This is a genomic window from Cohnella sp. LGH (assembly GCF_017671885.1).
Classification (GTDB): Bacteria; Bacillota; Bacilli; order Paenibacillales; family Paenibacillaceae; genus Cohnella; species Cohnella phaseoli.
In genome coordinates this window covers 3660634-3676259 of record NZ_CP072117.1, presented here as the reverse complement: position 1 = coordinate 3676259, position 15626 = coordinate 3660634, and the positions used below count along the sequence as shown (strand labels likewise).

The following is a 15626-nucleotide window of genomic DNA, read 5'->3' as shown; positions in this document are numbered from 1 at the left end:
ATTATCTCTTATGGTACAATGACCTTAGCCTGGAAAAAGTAACTTCATGACTAAGGGAGCGGCTAAGATGAAAATCGGTTTTCTGGTGATTGATATGCAAGCTGTTCACTTGCAGGGCGTAGAAGCGCAAATGATAAATAATGCATGCGAACATATCAATTATGTAGCGGATCTGCTTCGCTCAAACGACCATCCCGTCATACAAGTACAAGATATTGAAGGAATCACAGAAGCGAATAGAGGGGAATTCGATACGATATCGGAAATTCAAATCAAGGATACGGATTTGATGCTGACTAAAGAGTATTCAAATTCCTTTTGGAAGACCGAGCTGGAACAAATATTAAAAGATCGCGGAGTGGAATTATTAATCATTGCCGGCAACGCTGCGGAACATTGCGTCTTGTTTACCTATAACGGAGCTCGTGAAAGAGGATTCAACACTGTGATTTTGCAGAATGGAATATTAAGCAAATATCAGGATGTCATAACAGCAACGTACAGAGACCGAAATCTCATCTCGCATCCGGTAATCAAGTATATGACCAATAAGTGACTGGACCGGTAGTTCGAGAAGATCGCAAAAGGAGGAGAAGTCGCCGCAGGGCGCTTCCCTCCTTCTTACACTATTGATAAATGATTGGCAGATTTACAAAAAGATATTAACATTGAATGCTCAGTGAGACTGAGATTTTGTAATATCAAGAGTTTTGGGCACCAGCACGTACACTACGACAGCTACAGCCATCATAATGATGCCGCCGATCAAACCGGCCATCGCCAGGGAGTCATTGAAGGCGGAGACAGCTGCTGCAGCAAGCTCAGCAACGCCAAGCTGAGTCGAAACCTCAAGCGCGCCTACCACCGATTCCTTGGCCAATTCCGCCAATGGTCCTGCAATGCCTTGGTTAATAAATGTCTCGATGTTCAAGTGATTACGATAAAGCTGCGCAGCTATGCTGCCTAAAATAGCGATGCCCAATACGCCTCCGAGATCGTACATGGATTCCTCAATGGCAGCGGCATTGCCGGATTTTTCTTGGGGTGCGCTTAACATGATAATTGCCGAAGCAATGGCTAGTGAACTCGAACCGGCGCCGATCAAAAGCAAAGATGCTGCTAATGCCGGGTAGCCGAGCGGGTGTCCGAAGAAAAACATAATCAGGAATCCGACTCCTGCAATCGCCAATCCTCCGGCAAGAACCGTTCGGGCGCCGATTCGAGCCGCTAGCATCGGAGCAAGCGGAGCAATGAACAACGAGCCAAGAGCCATGGGAAGCAGATAAACGCCAGCCTTAAACGGCGAAAGTCCCTCGACAACCTGAAGCCACTGAACGACCAATAGCAACAGGGCATTCATAGCAAACATGGAGATCAGCGCTGCGATCGTTCCTGCCGTGAACGCGTTATTTTGGAAAAGCCGAACGTCAAGCAACGGATCGGAGCTCCTGAGGCAACGGATCACAAACCCTACGAGCATGAGGATAGCGAAAGCGAAAACCATCCAAGAAGCGACGTCATCCAATCCCTCCTTAGCAAACTCCTTAATGCTCCAAACCAACGCAACCATACCCGCCATTGATAATCCGGTAGCGAATATATCCCAGCGCGCCGCGTTTGCATTGCGTGCTTCGGGCAATAGGAACACTCCGGCGAGGACAGCTAACAATGCAAACGGCACATTAATTAAAAACGTGGATTGCCAAGAAAAGTATTCGAGCAGCGCGCCTCCGACGATGGGTCCGATGATCGCACCGGCCGCCGAAACGGCGGACCATACGGCAAGCGCTGTTGCCCGTTCTTTGGGATCCTGGAAAATGGTTCGAATCATCGAAAGCGTAGTCGGCATGATCATGGCTCCGGCGGCTCCAAGAACTGCGCGAAGTGCAATAACCTGTTCGGAGCTATCAACCATAGTGACCAGCATAGAAATCAGACCGAATAGGGCAAAACCGGTTAACAAAACCTTTTTTCGTCCCCACCGATCGGCTAGAGCACTCATGGGAATAAGCATGCCCGCCAAAATCAGCGAATAAATATCGACAATCCACAGCTGCTGAACCGATGTCGTGCCTAGATCCTTCACCAGGTCGGGCAGGGCCATAATCAAAATCGTCATATCCATCATGACTACGAGCAAACTAACGGATAGCACGGTTAAGGCCGTCCAGCGTTGCTTGGTTGTCATGTTTTCCGCCGAAATAGCGAATGATGATTTAAGCATAGTTTCTCTCCTTTTTATCTAAGTTGCTCATGGTCAGACGAAGCTTGCACAAGTTGCCATTTCATAGACCGACCGTACGGTCTATTGGAATTCTAACATAAGAATTTACATATTTCCAGTATTGTTACTCACTATGAACCCCTAATAAACTTGTAGTATACTTGCGATAAATGCGAAAGAGCAGGAGGTGGAAAAGTGAGAGAACGTATGCTGGAGGTGGCGAGAGATCTATTTGTTAAAAATGGATATAACGCCACGACGACTGCAGACATTGTTAAACGTTCGGGCAGCAGTAAAGGCACGCTATATTATCACTTTGAAACGAAAGAGAACTTATTCCTGGAGATTCTTAATAGAGAAGAAGATGGATGGCTGCAAGTATGGAGAGACGAAGAAAAGAAATGTTCGAACAACACGGAAAAGTTTCACCGTTTCAACGAACTATCGGCAATAACCGATTTCTACTATCCGTTGCAAATGGCCATGATCGAGTTTTATTCCAAAGACCATGAGTCTAAGCTCGTTCAAGAGAAAATTGATGAATTGGACCAGCGCTATATTAACCAATATTACGAAATATTTAAAGCCGGGAATGAAGCGGGCGAGTGGAATCTTGAGGATATCGAAACAACGAGCCAAATTGCGGCAGCCACAGTAACGGGCCTCATACTATTCACCTTTAAGGCGGATAAAGACAAAAGGAAAGAGCTTTTTGCACGCTTTTCCCATACTTTCCTAAAGGGTTTGCTGTGAGTAGGAATTCAGGAGGCAGAGATAATGAATCTTAATCCTTATATTGGACAATACATAAGAGTCGTCACCCAAGATCAGGAATGGTTTGTCGGCGAACTGCTTACAGCTGCACCGCATGGTAACGACAATAATATTGAATTTGAGTTTAATATCATTTCTTCTAGTAAAGACAGAAATATGCGTTTAGGGAAACTTACTGAAAAGAATAGAGACCTTAAGAAAAACACAGGAATTCATATTGTGAAATCCAGCGAGATATTAGAAATTGAGGAATTAGATCCTAAGGTACAACAAGGCATAAAACTGACATTAAACAATGTACCGGACATCGCGGATGCCTATCGTACTATGAGCGTAGACACTCTTCCGAACAAAATCGAATTTGGCAAATTAGAAGAGCCTGACAAATCGTAATTCGGATAACGTCTGCAATGAATATTAAAGTTCGAACTTCCGGGAGGAAGGATTGAGCTTTTTGAATCGTTGATCAAGGCGTTAAGAAGTTAAAGAAGAAACCGGATTAGACGTTTATTATTTTCGATGCAAAGCAAGCGGGGAGCTATTGGAAGCAGGAGACGATACAGCGGATATTCAATGGATGAGTATAAAAACGTTGAATGAACGGTTTAGTAGGAACCCCTTGGATTTTTCGGATGTCGATCGGGCCGGGATTAAGTATTATTTGAAATATCAGGGGGTTTGAGGGGCTTTAGTCGGAAAATCGTACAACTCGGCTCGAATCAGGCTTAAACGATGGACTTTTGTTCGAGGAATCGTACAAAGCGACTCGGTTCAAGCTCCAACGACGAACATTTGTAGGAAAAACCGTATAAATCAACCAAGATCAAGGCAACCTTATGGCCTGATTTCACCGAGGAATTATTAATAGAAGCGGTTAGTGAATATAAGATGCGCAAATCGAGAAGAGAGTGACCATTAAGCACGTGCGGCGGTTATATCGATGAGACAGCGGATCCGATGAATCATCCCCGATGACCCAAATAAGAGAAATTTAGCCCCCATATACGTGAAATGGATGTCTATGAGCCAATTTCATTCCTCCGTATAATGAGCTTGTAGATAAAAATTTCCATGGGAGGTTATCTGATGAAGAATGTTAAAGCGCTATCACTCGCTGCGATTATGGCGATGACGGCAGTTGCGGCAGGCTGTGGCTCAGACAAGGGGTCGGGGTCGGGCGATTCGAAAGGCAAGGATGTAAAATTGTCCCTCCGTCATACGAACGTAAGGGATACGTCCAAGGCTACGCAGGATATTCTGCTCAAAGCGGTCAAAGCGGCGGAAACGGCGATTCCCGGACTGAAGTTTGAGCTGGACGGAGTAGAGGATACGGTTAACCGCGATACGAAGCTGAAAGCCGAGATGGCTGCCGGCAACCCGCCGAAAATCTTCGATCTCTTCGGTGGAGCCGATACGCAAAATTACTCCAAAGCCGGCCACTTGCTGGATTTGACCCCGATTCTCGCCGAATTGGGCTTGTCGGATAAGTTCCTTGATCTGGGCGAGTTTACGATTGACGGAAAAGTATACGGACTTCCAAGATCCGGCTATATCGAAGGCGTTTTCTATAACAAAACGATGTTCGCCGATGCGGGCGTTACGCCACCGACGACGTGGGATGAATTCATGGCGGTGTGCGAAGCTTTGAAAGCGAAGGGTATGGTGCCGGTTGCGGCGGGTACGGGCGGACCGGACGGATGGGTCGTGAACATGATCGCCAACTCGCTGTTCGTGCGCGAAGCGGGCATGGAAGTTCAAGAAGGCTTCGTCAAAGGCTCGCACAAATGGACGGACGCCGCGGTCGTGAACGCCTTCAAGAAGCTTGAAGATCTGAAAACGAAGGGCTATCTCGATTCGAGCGCATTGGCGTTGAAATACGCAGAGGGACAAGCGAAGTTTTACCAAGGCGGAGCCGCGATGCTCATGGACGGCAGCTGGGCCATCAACGCTTTCGAGGATGCGGAGAAATCCAAAATTGCCGGAAATGTCGGGTTCTTTAACTTCCCGCAAGTGGGCGGACCGGGCGACGGCTACATCAACGGCGGATTCTCTAACGGCTACGGATTTTCCAGTCATGTGAACGAGGACGAGTTAAAGGGAGTTAAAGAGTTCATCAAACAATTTTACACGGAAGCGTTGCAAAAAGAAGCCTTGTTGACCTCCAACGATTTCCCAGCCATGAAAATCGCGGATACGAGCGGCACGACGGGCGTTATTAACGAGGTTCTGTCCGTCTCCAAGGACGCAAAAGGCATATTCCCGGCATTCGATTCCATCGTTCAGCCGAAAGTTAAAGTGACGCTGGAAACGACGATGCAAGAGCTGATCGGCGGCAAAACGACTCCGGAGAAGGCAGCGGAGAAAATGCAAAAGGTACAGGACGAAGCTAACGCGGAAAAATAAAGCTGACCGGAGAAGAGGTCGGGCACCTCGCATTCGCGGGTGCCCGATTTTCACCTAGATGGAGGTAAACTTTATGAACAAAGTACTCAGAAACCCGCTGGCTTATGCCCTGTTCATACTGCCCGCGCTTATTATGTATATTGCCATTTACATTTTGCCGCTGTTCAGTTCCTTGAGGAACTCTTTTACAAGCTGGAATGGCATTAACGAAGCAACCTTTAACGGCTTGGACAATTTCAGAACGGCGTTTTCGGACGAGCGGTTTTGGATCGCATTTAAGAATAACATTACGTTTGTATTGTTCTCCTCCTTCGTGCAGGTGCCGATTATCATCTTCATCTCGATTGTCATTAGCGGCGTCAGGAAGTTTTTGAATTTCTACAAGACGACCGTATTTCTGCCCAGCATTCTTTCGACGGCCGTGATCGGGACGTTATGGCAGTTCATCTATCATCCGGACGTCGGATTGATCAACCAGCTTCTCCGCGCGGTCGGTTTGGAAAGCTGGACGCATGCCTGGCTTGGTGAGGAAGGAACGGCGTTTCTGGCGATTTTGATCACCAACTCGTGGCAGTGGTTCGGATTTTATATCGTGCTTTTGCTGTCTGCGATTTTCGCCGTGCCGCGCGAGCTGCTCGAATCGGCCGAAATGGACGGAGCTGTCGGCTTCAAGAAGTCCTGGTACATTACCATTCCGATGATTCGGCCCGTTATTCTGGTCATTTTGCTGCTCTCGATTACCGGCGCGATGAATGCGCTCGACATCGTCTTGATTATGACGTATGGGGAACCGTTCGGAAGCTCCGAGGTTATGGGAACCTATTTATACAAACAAGCTTACAAGTTTAACGAATTTGGCTACGCCAGTGCCATTTCCATTATCATTTTCGTATTTACCGTATTAGTCACGCTCATTTTTCAGCAGATCGCGAAACGGACAGAGGAGGTAGAGCAATAAGATGAACGTCAAGCTGAGCAAAGGAATCCCTCATCTGTTTCTGTTCGCTTATGTTTTTATCGTTTTGTATCCGCTATTTTTCCTGCTAAACACTTCATTCAAAAAGAATCTACAGATCGATAGCGATCCATGGGGGCTGCCTGAGCCGTTTACGCTTAACAACTACACCTACTCACTATCCAATAGCAAAATCGGAATCTACTTCTCCAACAGTTTATTTATCAGTATCGTATCTACACTCGCGACATTGGGGCTGTCCATCTGTATCGCATATGCGATCACGCGCATGAAGTATCCATTTCTTAGCAAGTATGTCTATGCTATACTCTTGTTATCCCTACTGATTCCTTCGCCGTCTTTGTTGATTCCACTCTATCGAATGGTGAACTGGCTGGGCATCTACAATACGCCGTTAGGCTTGATTATTCCGTACACGACGTTCGGAATACCGCTCACGGTATTCGTCATTTCCGCTTTTCTGAAATCGGTCCCAAAGGAGCTGGAAGAGGCGGGAGTGTTGGAGGGGCTGTCCGTTTACGGGCTGCTGGGCAGAATTATTTTGCCGCTGACGCTTCCTACGCTTGTAACCGTATTCATCCTGAATTATTTAGGGAACTGGAACGAATACGTGCTTGCCAACCTGTTTTTGTCCAACGATAATTTACGTACGCTGCCGGTGGCGGTCGTCTCCTTCTTTAACAAATACAATACGAATTACGGCGCGCTATGCTCGTCCGTCATGATTAGCATTACGCCGATTATTCTGATCTACAGCGTGCTTCAGAAGAAAATTATCGAAGGGGTAATGGCCGGCAGCGTTAAAGGATAGTCACGGGGGAGTATGGTGAATGAGCCTATACAAGAAGATTCTCGTCGCATTTTTAATTCTCATCATATTTCCTTTATTAATTTTAGGCTGGATCAGTTATACGCTGTCGCAAAACTTAATCGAATCCAAATTTAATGAGCAAACAGAGCTAACGATGAAATCGGTCGCGAGAAATATTCGCAATATCATCAGCGAGGCGAACTATTTCTCCGATTATTACTCGATTATGAAGCCCGAAATTAGTCGGGTATTCAAAGAACTGAACACGTATCGCGACAATGGTAAAAAAATGCCGGATTACGAGTCGGAAATACGCAGCAGCCTGCTTTCCTATTCTCCGATCGTATCGGCGGCGCTGTATGCGAAGTCGGGCATTGTAGCTACCGCGACGAATAGCAGCAGCACGTTTATCTCTTATGAACAATTAATGGGCAGCTCCGTTTTCCAGGAAGTGAAAGAGCTCAACGGCATTCCGAAATGGATCGGACCCAAGGAGCACCAAGAGCTGCAACTGAACGACAACTACTTTTATCAAATTCGGGTCATTCGCGAGCTGTACAGTACGGAGGAAATCGGAATCTCGATTGCCCAGCTGCAATTGAAGGAATTGGAAAATACCTTTCAGTTGGATACTCCTAACCGGCTGCAAAACCATCGATTAATGATCATGAACAAGAACGGCCTTGTTATTTTCGACAATCGCAATCAGGAGTTGCTCGGCCATCAATTTCTTACCGAACTCTCCGAACAAGTGGAGCTGAATCGGCCGTTTTCCAGCGAATCGGTCATCTTCCAGGACGAGAAGAATATGGTGAGTTTCTATCCGTTGCAGCTTAAGGATTTGGGAGCAAGCGATTGGATTCTTGTCTCCATTACGCCTTGGCGGTATGTGGCGGGACAAATGCAGACGATAATGATCTGGATCGCGGCCTTGTTAAGCTTAATTCTCAGTCTCGCTTTGATTTTCAATTTTGTGTTCGTCAATCGAATCATTCATTTCCTGCTGCGGGTCGTCAACTCGATGAAGCGCGTTGAGCGCGGGGAGTTGAGCACTCGCGTTCACGTGAAAGGCAAGGATGAAACGACGATTCTGGCACGCGGCTTCAACAGTCTGGTCGGGCGCATTACGGATTTGCTCGAAGAGGTCAAGCTGCAGCAGAATCGTAAAAACAAAGCGGAGCTTATGCTGCTTCAGGCGCAAATCAAGCCGCATTTTCTGTTCAACACGCTGGAGTCGATCAACGTTCTTGCCGTTCAGAATCAGGGCGACAAAATCAGTCAAATGGTGTATCAGCTTGGAAATATGCTGCGGATTAGCATGTACGACAAAGAGGAAATTCGAATCAGAGACGAACTGGAGCACTTGCAGAGCTATTTGGAAATTCAGGAATTCCGTTTCGAGGACAGCTTCCGGTATGAGATCGACGTCCCTGAGCATCTCTTGGAATACTCCATTCAGAAGCTGACGCTGCAGCCGTTCGTCGAAAACTGCATTCAGCACGGCTTCGAGGGAATAGAGTATATCGGCTTGATTCGCATTTACGCGGAGGAGGAACGAGACGGTATCGCTTTCTACATCGCGGACAACGGGATCGGCCTATCGAACGAGCAGCTTGCCCGGTTTCACTACAGCCTGGAAACCGACCGCTCCTTCGACAGCCGCGACGCGATCCGCGGAGAAAGAAGGGGGCTGGGGTTGGGTAACGTGGCGGATCGCATTCGCATCGGCTACGGCAAAGATTACGGCGTCTATATTTGCAGCCATCCCGATTCCGGGACGACCATTAAATGTGTGATTCCTAAATATAGGGGTGAGTGGGGTGCATTTAACCGCGCTGCTGGTGGATGATGAACCGAATATTTTGCGCAACTTGAAAAATATCATTCCTTGGGAATCGATGGGGATCAACCAGATTCGTCTGGCGAAAAATGGACAGCAAGCTTTGGACATCGCGAGACAGCTAAGTCCGGATATTGTTTTTAGCGACATTCGTATGCCGATGATGGACGGGATCACCTTCCTTGAGCACCTTCGCGAGTTTAACGCCTATGCCGAAGTGATGGTCATCACCGGGTACCAGGATTTCGAATATGCGCGTTCCTTGTTAAAGTTCGGCGTCAGCGACTACATTATCAAACCCGTTAACTACAAAGAGCTGATCAAGCAGACGGAAAAAATCGCTCTGAAAATCCGCGCCAAAAAACTTGAGCAAATGATGCAGAAGAAACAATGGGGCAAAGTGGTCACGCTCGCTTACGAGAAAATTTTATATGATCTCATCATGGATTACACGGCGGTGAACACCAAGTATCAGCTATTGGAAGAGGCGCTCGACTTAGAAGAGTATGCGTATACCTTCATGCTGATCGATTCGGACAATTATTCACAGAAATCGTTAAGCTGGAACGAACAGGAGCGCAAGCTGTGGAACTTCGCCATTCGCAACGTGCTCCAGGACGCGCTGGCCGCTTACGGCCTAAAATATGTCGTCCTGCAGCTGCGCGAAGGCGAATGGTGCGCGATCATCGAGCAGGACAAACGCAAGCCCGGAATCGACATCGTCGAGGCGAGAAAATGGACCGAATCGATGCAAACCGAAGTGAGCAACCATCTTCATCTAAAGGTCAGCATCGTGGTTTATCCGAACTCTGTGGCTGTAAGCGAGCTTTCGCGGGTGTACAAGAAGCTGCAGCATACGCTCCAGCTCAGTCCCGGCAAGGAAGAAGAAGCGCTGCTCATCTATAATCCTGTAGCCAATCAGAACGACTCCTTGTGGAATTCGATTGAGAAGATGATCGTGGGACTCAAGATGTTGGATAAAACGGCAACGGAAGACGCCTTTCATAAATTGACCGCACAGCTGGCCGCCGTCTCGGAGCAAGCGTTCATGCCTGCCGAACAGATCTTGCATTTCGTCGTCCTGCACCTGCTGCGGGAGATGCGGGAAATATATATGATCACGATCCATCAAGAGGAAGCGGTATGGAAAAGGATGGATAGGAAGCTGGGCGTTCAGGGCATTATTGCGCTTATTCAAGAGCTCATCGAGAGCAGCATTAACTCGGCGCTGAAGAAAAAGAACAGCGAAGTGCTGATGCAGGCCGCACAGGACTATATTTCCCGCAATCTAGGCTCTTGCTTTGGAGTTGAGGAGATCTCGGGCCATTTGGAGATCAGCTGCAGCTATTTCAGCTTGCTGTTCAAGCAGCATTACGGGGAAACCTTCATCGAATATTTGTCGAAGCAGCGAATCGAAACGGCCCAGTCCATGTTGCTTACCAGCGACAAAAGCATCACTGAAATCGGAGCGGCCGTCGGCTACGTGAATCGGCGCTATTTTACGAAGGTTTTTCAGAAGTATACGGGCGAGATTCCTTCGGAATATCGCGAGAAACGGAGGTAGAGGAGCAACAATGAAGGTTAAACGAATCGTAGCAAATATTAACACGCAGCGGATAGAGGCGGCGCGAAGCTTCTATGAAGAAGCGCTTGGTTTGGAAATGCTGATGGATCATGGCTGGATCGCGACGTACGGCTCGGAAGAGAACATGGCTGTGCAGATCAGCTTTGCGTCAGAGGGCGGATCGCAGACGGAGACGCCCGATCTGTCGATCGAGGTCGATGACGTGGACGAGGCGTTAGAACGAATGCGGAGAGCCGGTTTTCCGATCGAGTACGGGCCGGCCGACGAACCATGGGGCGTGCGTCGGTTCTACGTGCGCGATCCATTTAACAAGCTGGTCAACATTCTGGCTCATCGCTAAGCTGGTTAAGAAACATAAAGAGCGGCCGACGCACCACTGCGGGTCGCTCTTTTTGCGCTGCGAACAGAGAGGCGGAAATATGATAAGATAAAAATGATAATCATTATCAAATAGCTAAAATGCATCGAGAATAATACGATCTTAAGCTGCCGCAGGCCCACGAAATTCCCGAGCCGGACGCTTGGGGAGGCAAAGTGACTTCGTTGGAAGGCTTTATCGATTTCGATCCCGATCACCTCATTCTGCTCGCCGACGGCAGCGACAACATATTGGAGCAGAGCGGCTTCTGGAGCAAGCTGCAAGCGGTGAAAGCGGGCTGTCACGACTTTATCATGCAGCTTCCGCGGCAATACGACACCGTCGTCGGCGGGCAGGTAAGTGTTTTTTTGAGTACTAGACAGATAACGGTTTTGATATAATCATAGTAATACCAATGTTTGGAAGGATGTAGCCCTTTGTCGAGAGAGATTACAGTAAGAAGGCTATCTACTATAGAAGAAACAAAATGGCTGGACGAGCAGTTTGCTCAACACTATGCGTGGTACAAGCCCGGAAATTACTATGCTCAATGCCTCGAAGAGAATCGGGAAGGCGGCAGGGTAACGCTGCTTGCGTTATACGGAGAGGAACTGGCAGGCTGCTGTCATCTGCTGCAGCGTTCCTATTATCCCTATTTTCAGAGCAAAGGCATTCCCGAAATTAACGATCTGAACGTATTTCCCGTTTACCGGGGCAAGGGGGTCGCCGGAGCGTTGATGGACGAGTTAGAGGGGATTGCCGCGCGCACTTCGGATACGGTCGGTCTTGGCGTAGGTCTGTATGCGGATTATGGGAACGCGCAGCGCCTTTACGGCAAACGCGGCTACGTTATGGACGGCAGGGGCTTGATGTATGCGAACGAAGCCGTTCGCCCGGGGCAGACGGTGACGGTGGACGACGATTTGCTGCTGTATATGGTGAAGCCATTGTAATGTGTCGTAGCTGCTTGTAAACCCCTGGTTGACAACTGGCGAGCGCAGAAAGAGATCCTCGATTCGGAGTTGACTAAGCGCATGGAACAACAGCTGCTGATCGTGTTTGCGATGACGATGATTATTCACGCCGCCGAGACATTATCTTACTCCGTCAGATTGGCGGGCGTGAGATTGAATAAAATCGCAGTCGCGCTGTCCCTCACCGGCATTATCGTGCTTGTATCCCGAACGGCCAATCTGATTCAAGCGCCGTTGACCGCCAAGTTTGTCGACTTCGCGAGGGAGCATGCTTCGTTTGATCTGCTTCGTTACTTGCGCTTTATTTTGCTGGCCTCGTCGGTGGGAACGCTAGTCGCTATCGTTCTTTTTCCCAGCTTTGTCGGCTTGTTCGCGAGAGTCATCAGACGCTTGGAAGTGACCGGCTCGATTCCGAAGCTGATTTCCAGTGTGACGCTTGGCCAGCTGCGCAACACGAAGCGTTATTTGCGGGTTCCGCGGCTGAAAATCAGCCAGTATCGGTATTTGGGCATATCGAAGAAGTTTATTTTGCTGAATATCGTCGTTACCGCTTTTTATACGGTTGGCGTACTCGCATCGCTTTATGCCGCCCATTTGTTGCCGCAGTTCAGCACGACCGCTTCGCAGGCTTCGGGCATCATAAACGGGATTGCGACCATATTGCTCACTGTATTTATCGATCCGCAGCTTGGTTTGATTACGGACAAGGCGTTAAACGATACGCGTCAGCGGGATCAGCTCGGCAAAATTTACGTGCTGATGATGACCACCCGCTTTTTCGGCACGATGCTGGCGCAGCTTGTGCTGATTCCGGCCGCTTACTTTATCGGCGTTGTAGTGAAGTGGATTTAAGAGAGGAAGTTGCGGATGGACGATCGCCCAAATCGTTCATCATCTCGCGGACAACGACATGAACGCCTATCTTCGCTTCAAGCGGGCATTGACGGAGGAAGAGCCGCTGGCCAGCTCCTATCGCGAGGATCTGTGGGCGGAACTGCCGGATTACAGGAAGCTTCCGCCCGAGCATTCGCTGTTGCTATTGGAGATACTTCATGCCCGATTCGCTACGTTGCTGGCTGATTTGGAGCCTGCGGCTTTCCGGCGCAAGCTTCGCACGCAAGTGCTGGGCAGCGTAACGCTGGACGTAGCTTTGCAGCGGTTCGTTTGGCACAATCGAAATCATCGCGCTCAGATTGAAGTTTATTTGAACGGGAGGGATTAATATAGAAGCGTTTGAAGCCTTGGAGGGCGAACGGGTAAAATTGGCGCCGCTAACGCTGGAGCATGTTCAGCCTTTGTTTGATTGCTCCCGCGATCCGGCGATTTGGGCCGCATACCCCATTCGGATCGAGCGCGTCGAAGAGATGGAGCAATTCGTGCGGAAGGCGCTGGACGGACGGGACCGTGGCGAACAGTATCCGTATGCGGTATACGATAAGGCGCTTGACGCGTATGTGGGATCGACGAGGTTTCTTCGTATTGCCAAAGAGCATCGCAACCTCAATATCGGCTCCACTTGGTATAGCTCAGAGGTGTGGCGCACGAGAGTGAATACCGAGACGAAGTATTTGCTTCTTCGCCATGCGTTCGAGCAGGCGGAGGTTATTCGCGTGGAAATCGTTACAAGTACGGACAACCTTCGCTCGCAGCGGGCGATCGAAAGATTGGGAGCCGTCCGGGAAGGCCTTCTGCGCAAAAAGTATTACGGACTCGACTACTTCGTCTACGCCATCGTCAACGAGGAATGGCCGACCGTTAAAGCGAGGTTGGAAGGGTTCCTAGCGACTCACGACCGATAAGCGGCTCTAATGGGACCACAGGCATTCCGGTAAAAAACTCTATTCCAAGGTGACGAATGAAAAAAATCATGTTTACCGGCGGCGGCTCAGCAGGGCATAGAAAATCAGCTTGTCAGCCAGCTAGACGATGTTCGCTATTATTCGATTGCCACGGGAAAGCTGCGCAGATACCTGGATTGGCAAAATGTCAAAGCCCCCTTTAGAGTGGTCTAAGGGCTGTATCAGGCCTACCGCATCATCAAAAAGGAAAAGCCGAATCTGCTGTTTTGTCCGACAGCCGACAAACAATCGAGCAGTATATATGCCTGCAAATAATTCTGCCCGCTTATTGCGGGCTTTGCTTTTTTCTCGAGGGTACACTATATAATAGAAGTAATAAGCGAGAAGAGAGGTCGGAGCGGATGAGGGTTGTCGTCGTAGCCGATACGCATATGCCGAGAATGGCGAAGAAGCTGCCAGGCAGATTGCTGGAGGAGCTGGAGAAGGCAGACGCGATTATTCACGCTGGAGACTGGACGAAGCAATCGGTGTATGAGCAGCTTGCTGAGTTTGCGCCGACCTACGGAGTGACGGGCAATAACGATGGCGCCGAGCTCCAGGCTAAATTTGGGCTAAGGAAGCTGCTCAAGCTTGAAGACTGTCGGATCGGAGTCGTGCACGGCCACGGCGCGGTCAAGCGCTCGTCGACGGAGGCGCATGCGATTGAAGCGTTTAAGCGGACGAAGCTGGATGCGCTTGTCTACGGACATTCGCATATTCCTGTTCGCAGAATGGAAGCGGGAATGCTTGTGTTTAATCCCGGTTCTCCCACGGATAAAAGGAGACAGCCTCTATATTCGTTCGGTCTGTTCGACATTGCCGGCAGCGAGCTAAGGGCGAGGCATATCTTCTATGAAGATAAAGCCTGAACGCATATAAGGATAAAAGCGATAGCCGTCGTATGCTATAATAGGGATGATCGAATGGACAAACCAGATTGGAGCACCGGACTTGAAGAAATTTAAAAAATTCTACATTGAAATTACGAGCATCTGCAATTTGGCCTGCAGCTTCTGTCCTCCGACGAAGCGGCAAGCGAATTTTATTAAAGTCGATGCTTTTAAGCATACGCTCGACCAGATCCAAGGGCACGCCGAATATATTTATTTTCACGTGAAGGGCGAGCCGCTGCTGCATCCGAAAATCGACGAGCTGCTCGACATCAGCCACGAGAAAGGGTTCAAGGTTAATCTGACGACGAACGGAACGCTGCTCGGCAAAAACAAGCATAAGCTGCTTGGCAAGCCGGCGCTTCGGCAGATGAATTTCTCGCTGCATAGCTTCGACGGGCATGAAGGCTCGGTCGATAAGGAAGGCTATGTCGGAAGCGTGCTCGATTTTGCCAAGGAAGCGGTCGCTACGTCCAACATGATCGTGTCTTTGCGGCTGTGGAACTTGACGTCTGACAATGATACGAATTTGAAGAACGACCGCAATCGCGAAATTTTGGAGCAGATTCAGCAAGCGTTTAATTTGGATTTCCGAATCGAGGAACGTTTCGTAAGAGGACAGGGCATCAAAATCGCCGATCGTGTGTACTTAAACCATGAGGAAGAGTTTAAGTGGCCCGACTTGAAAGAAAAAGAGGACGAGGGAAAAGGCTTCTGCCACGCGCTTCGCAATCAGGCGGGCGTTTTGGTGGACGGCACGGTGATTCCTTGCTGTCTCGACGGCGAGGGCGTGATCAATCTGGGCAACCTCCATGCCAAGCCTTTTGCGGAAATTATTGAAGGCGAACGCGCCACTCGGTTGCATGACGGCTTCTCGCGCAGAGAGGTTGTCGAGGAGCTGTGCCGCAAATGCGGGTATCGCCAAAGATTCAGCAGCTAAACCAAAAGTCGCG

At 49.0% G+C, this 15626-nt stretch carries 17 protein-coding genes; 16 read left to right on the top strand and 1 reads right to left on the bottom strand.

Translation table 11 applies throughout. The annotated features are described in order from the left end of the window. The first annotated feature begins 67 nt into the window (after positions 1 to 67). Positions 68 to 556, top strand: a complete 489-nt coding sequence (locus tag J4772_RS15615) for a cysteine hydrolase family protein (protein WP_209076006.1) — start codon at positions 68 to 70, stop codon at positions 554 to 556. A gap of 120 nt (positions 557 to 676) precedes the next feature. Here the strand turns inward: J4772_RS15615 and J4772_RS15610 are convergent, their stop codons facing one another. Further along, entirely contained in the window at positions 677 to 2224 is a 1548-nt protein-coding gene (locus J4772_RS15610; protein ID WP_247741112.1) for an MFS transporter, read from the bottom strand. Positions 2225 to 2419: 195 nt separating this feature from the next. Here J4772_RS15610 and J4772_RS15605 point away from each other — a divergent pair, with 195 nt between their 5' ends. The 15 genes from J4772_RS15605 (at position 2420) to J4772_RS15535 (ending at position 15613) form a co-directional block, all read left to right on the top strand. After that, positions 2420 to 2977, top strand: coding sequence for a TetR/AcrR family transcriptional regulator (locus tag J4772_RS15605; protein ID WP_247741111.1), 558 nt, complete (start codon positions 2420 to 2422; stop codon positions 2975 to 2977). 24 nt (positions 2978 to 3001) lie between these two features. Continuing rightward, positions 3002 to 3391: an LSm family protein gene (locus tag J4772_RS15600; RefSeq protein WP_209076004.1), complete on the top strand. Its 390-nt coding sequence runs from the start codon at positions 3002 to 3004 to the stop codon at positions 3389 to 3391. 693 nt (positions 3392 to 4084) lie between these two features. Continuing rightward, positions 4085 to 5401 (top strand): extracellular solute-binding protein, encoded by a 1317-nt coding sequence (locus J4772_RS15595; protein ID WP_116063054.1) that lies wholly within the window; start codon positions 4085 to 4087, stop codon positions 5399 to 5401. Between the two features lie 73 nt (positions 5402 to 5474). Beyond that, positions 5475 to 6359 carry a carbohydrate ABC transporter permease gene (locus J4772_RS15590; RefSeq protein ID WP_116063055.1) on the top strand — a complete coding sequence of 295 codons (885 nt, stop codon included), beginning with the start codon at positions 5475 to 5477 and terminating at the stop codon, positions 6357 to 6359. A gap of 1 nt (position 6360) precedes the next feature. Further along, positions 6361 to 7188, top strand: a complete 828-nt coding sequence (locus J4772_RS15585) for a carbohydrate ABC transporter permease (RefSeq protein ID WP_209076003.1) — start codon at positions 6361 to 6363, stop codon at positions 7186 to 7188. A gap of 19 nt (positions 7189 to 7207) precedes the next feature. Then, positions 7208 to 9037 (top strand): cache domain-containing sensor histidine kinase, encoded by a 1830-nt coding sequence (locus tag J4772_RS15580; RefSeq protein WP_209076001.1) that lies wholly within the window; start codon positions 7208 to 7210, stop codon positions 9035 to 9037. Continuing rightward, complete coding sequence (locus tag J4772_RS15575; RefSeq protein WP_116063058.1) at positions 9009 to 10592, top strand: response regulator; 1584 nt, start codon at positions 9009 to 9011, stop codon at positions 10590 to 10592. Before J4772_RS15580 ends, J4772_RS15575 begins: the two co-directional genes overlap by 29 nt. A 10-nt stretch (positions 10593 to 10602) precedes the next feature. Next, positions 10603 to 10953 (top strand): VOC family protein, encoded by a 351-nt coding sequence (locus J4772_RS15570; protein WP_209075999.1) that lies wholly within the window; start codon positions 10603 to 10605, stop codon positions 10951 to 10953. A 194-nt stretch (positions 10954 to 11147) separates the two neighbouring features. Then, on the top strand, positions 11148 to 11372 hold the full coding sequence (locus J4772_RS15565; RefSeq protein ID WP_209075997.1) for a hypothetical protein: 225 nt from the start codon (positions 11148 to 11150) through the stop codon (positions 11370 to 11372). Positions 11373 to 11408: 36 nt separating this feature from the next. Continuing rightward, positions 11409 to 11924: a GNAT family N-acetyltransferase gene (locus tag J4772_RS15560; protein WP_209075995.1), complete on the top strand. Its 516-nt coding sequence runs from the start codon at positions 11409 to 11411 to the stop codon at positions 11922 to 11924. Between the two features lie 81 nt (positions 11925 to 12005). Beyond that, entirely contained in the window at positions 12006 to 12797 is a 792-nt protein-coding gene (locus J4772_RS15555) for a lipid II flippase Amj family protein (protein ID WP_116063070.1), read from the top strand. Positions 12798 to 12855: 58 nt separating this feature from the next. After that, complete coding sequence (locus tag J4772_RS15550) at positions 12856 to 13167, top strand: DinB family protein (protein WP_371822867.1); 312 nt, start codon at positions 12856 to 12858, stop codon at positions 13165 to 13167. A 40-nt stretch (positions 13168 to 13207) separates the two neighbouring features. Next, complete coding sequence (locus J4772_RS15545; RefSeq protein WP_209075993.1) at positions 13208 to 13744, top strand: GNAT family N-acetyltransferase; 537 nt, start codon at positions 13208 to 13210, stop codon at positions 13742 to 13744. 401 nt (positions 13745 to 14145) lie between these two features. Continuing rightward, positions 14146 to 14652, top strand: coding sequence for a metallophosphoesterase family protein (locus J4772_RS15540; RefSeq protein WP_209075991.1), 507 nt, complete (start codon positions 14146 to 14148; stop codon positions 14650 to 14652). An 82-nt stretch (positions 14653 to 14734) separates the two neighbouring features. Next, on the top strand, positions 14735 to 15613 hold the full coding sequence (locus J4772_RS15535) for a radical SAM/SPASM domain-containing protein (RefSeq protein ID WP_209075990.1): 879 nt from the start codon (positions 14735 to 14737) through the stop codon (positions 15611 to 15613). The last annotated feature ends 13 nt before the right edge of the window (positions 15614 to 15626 follow it).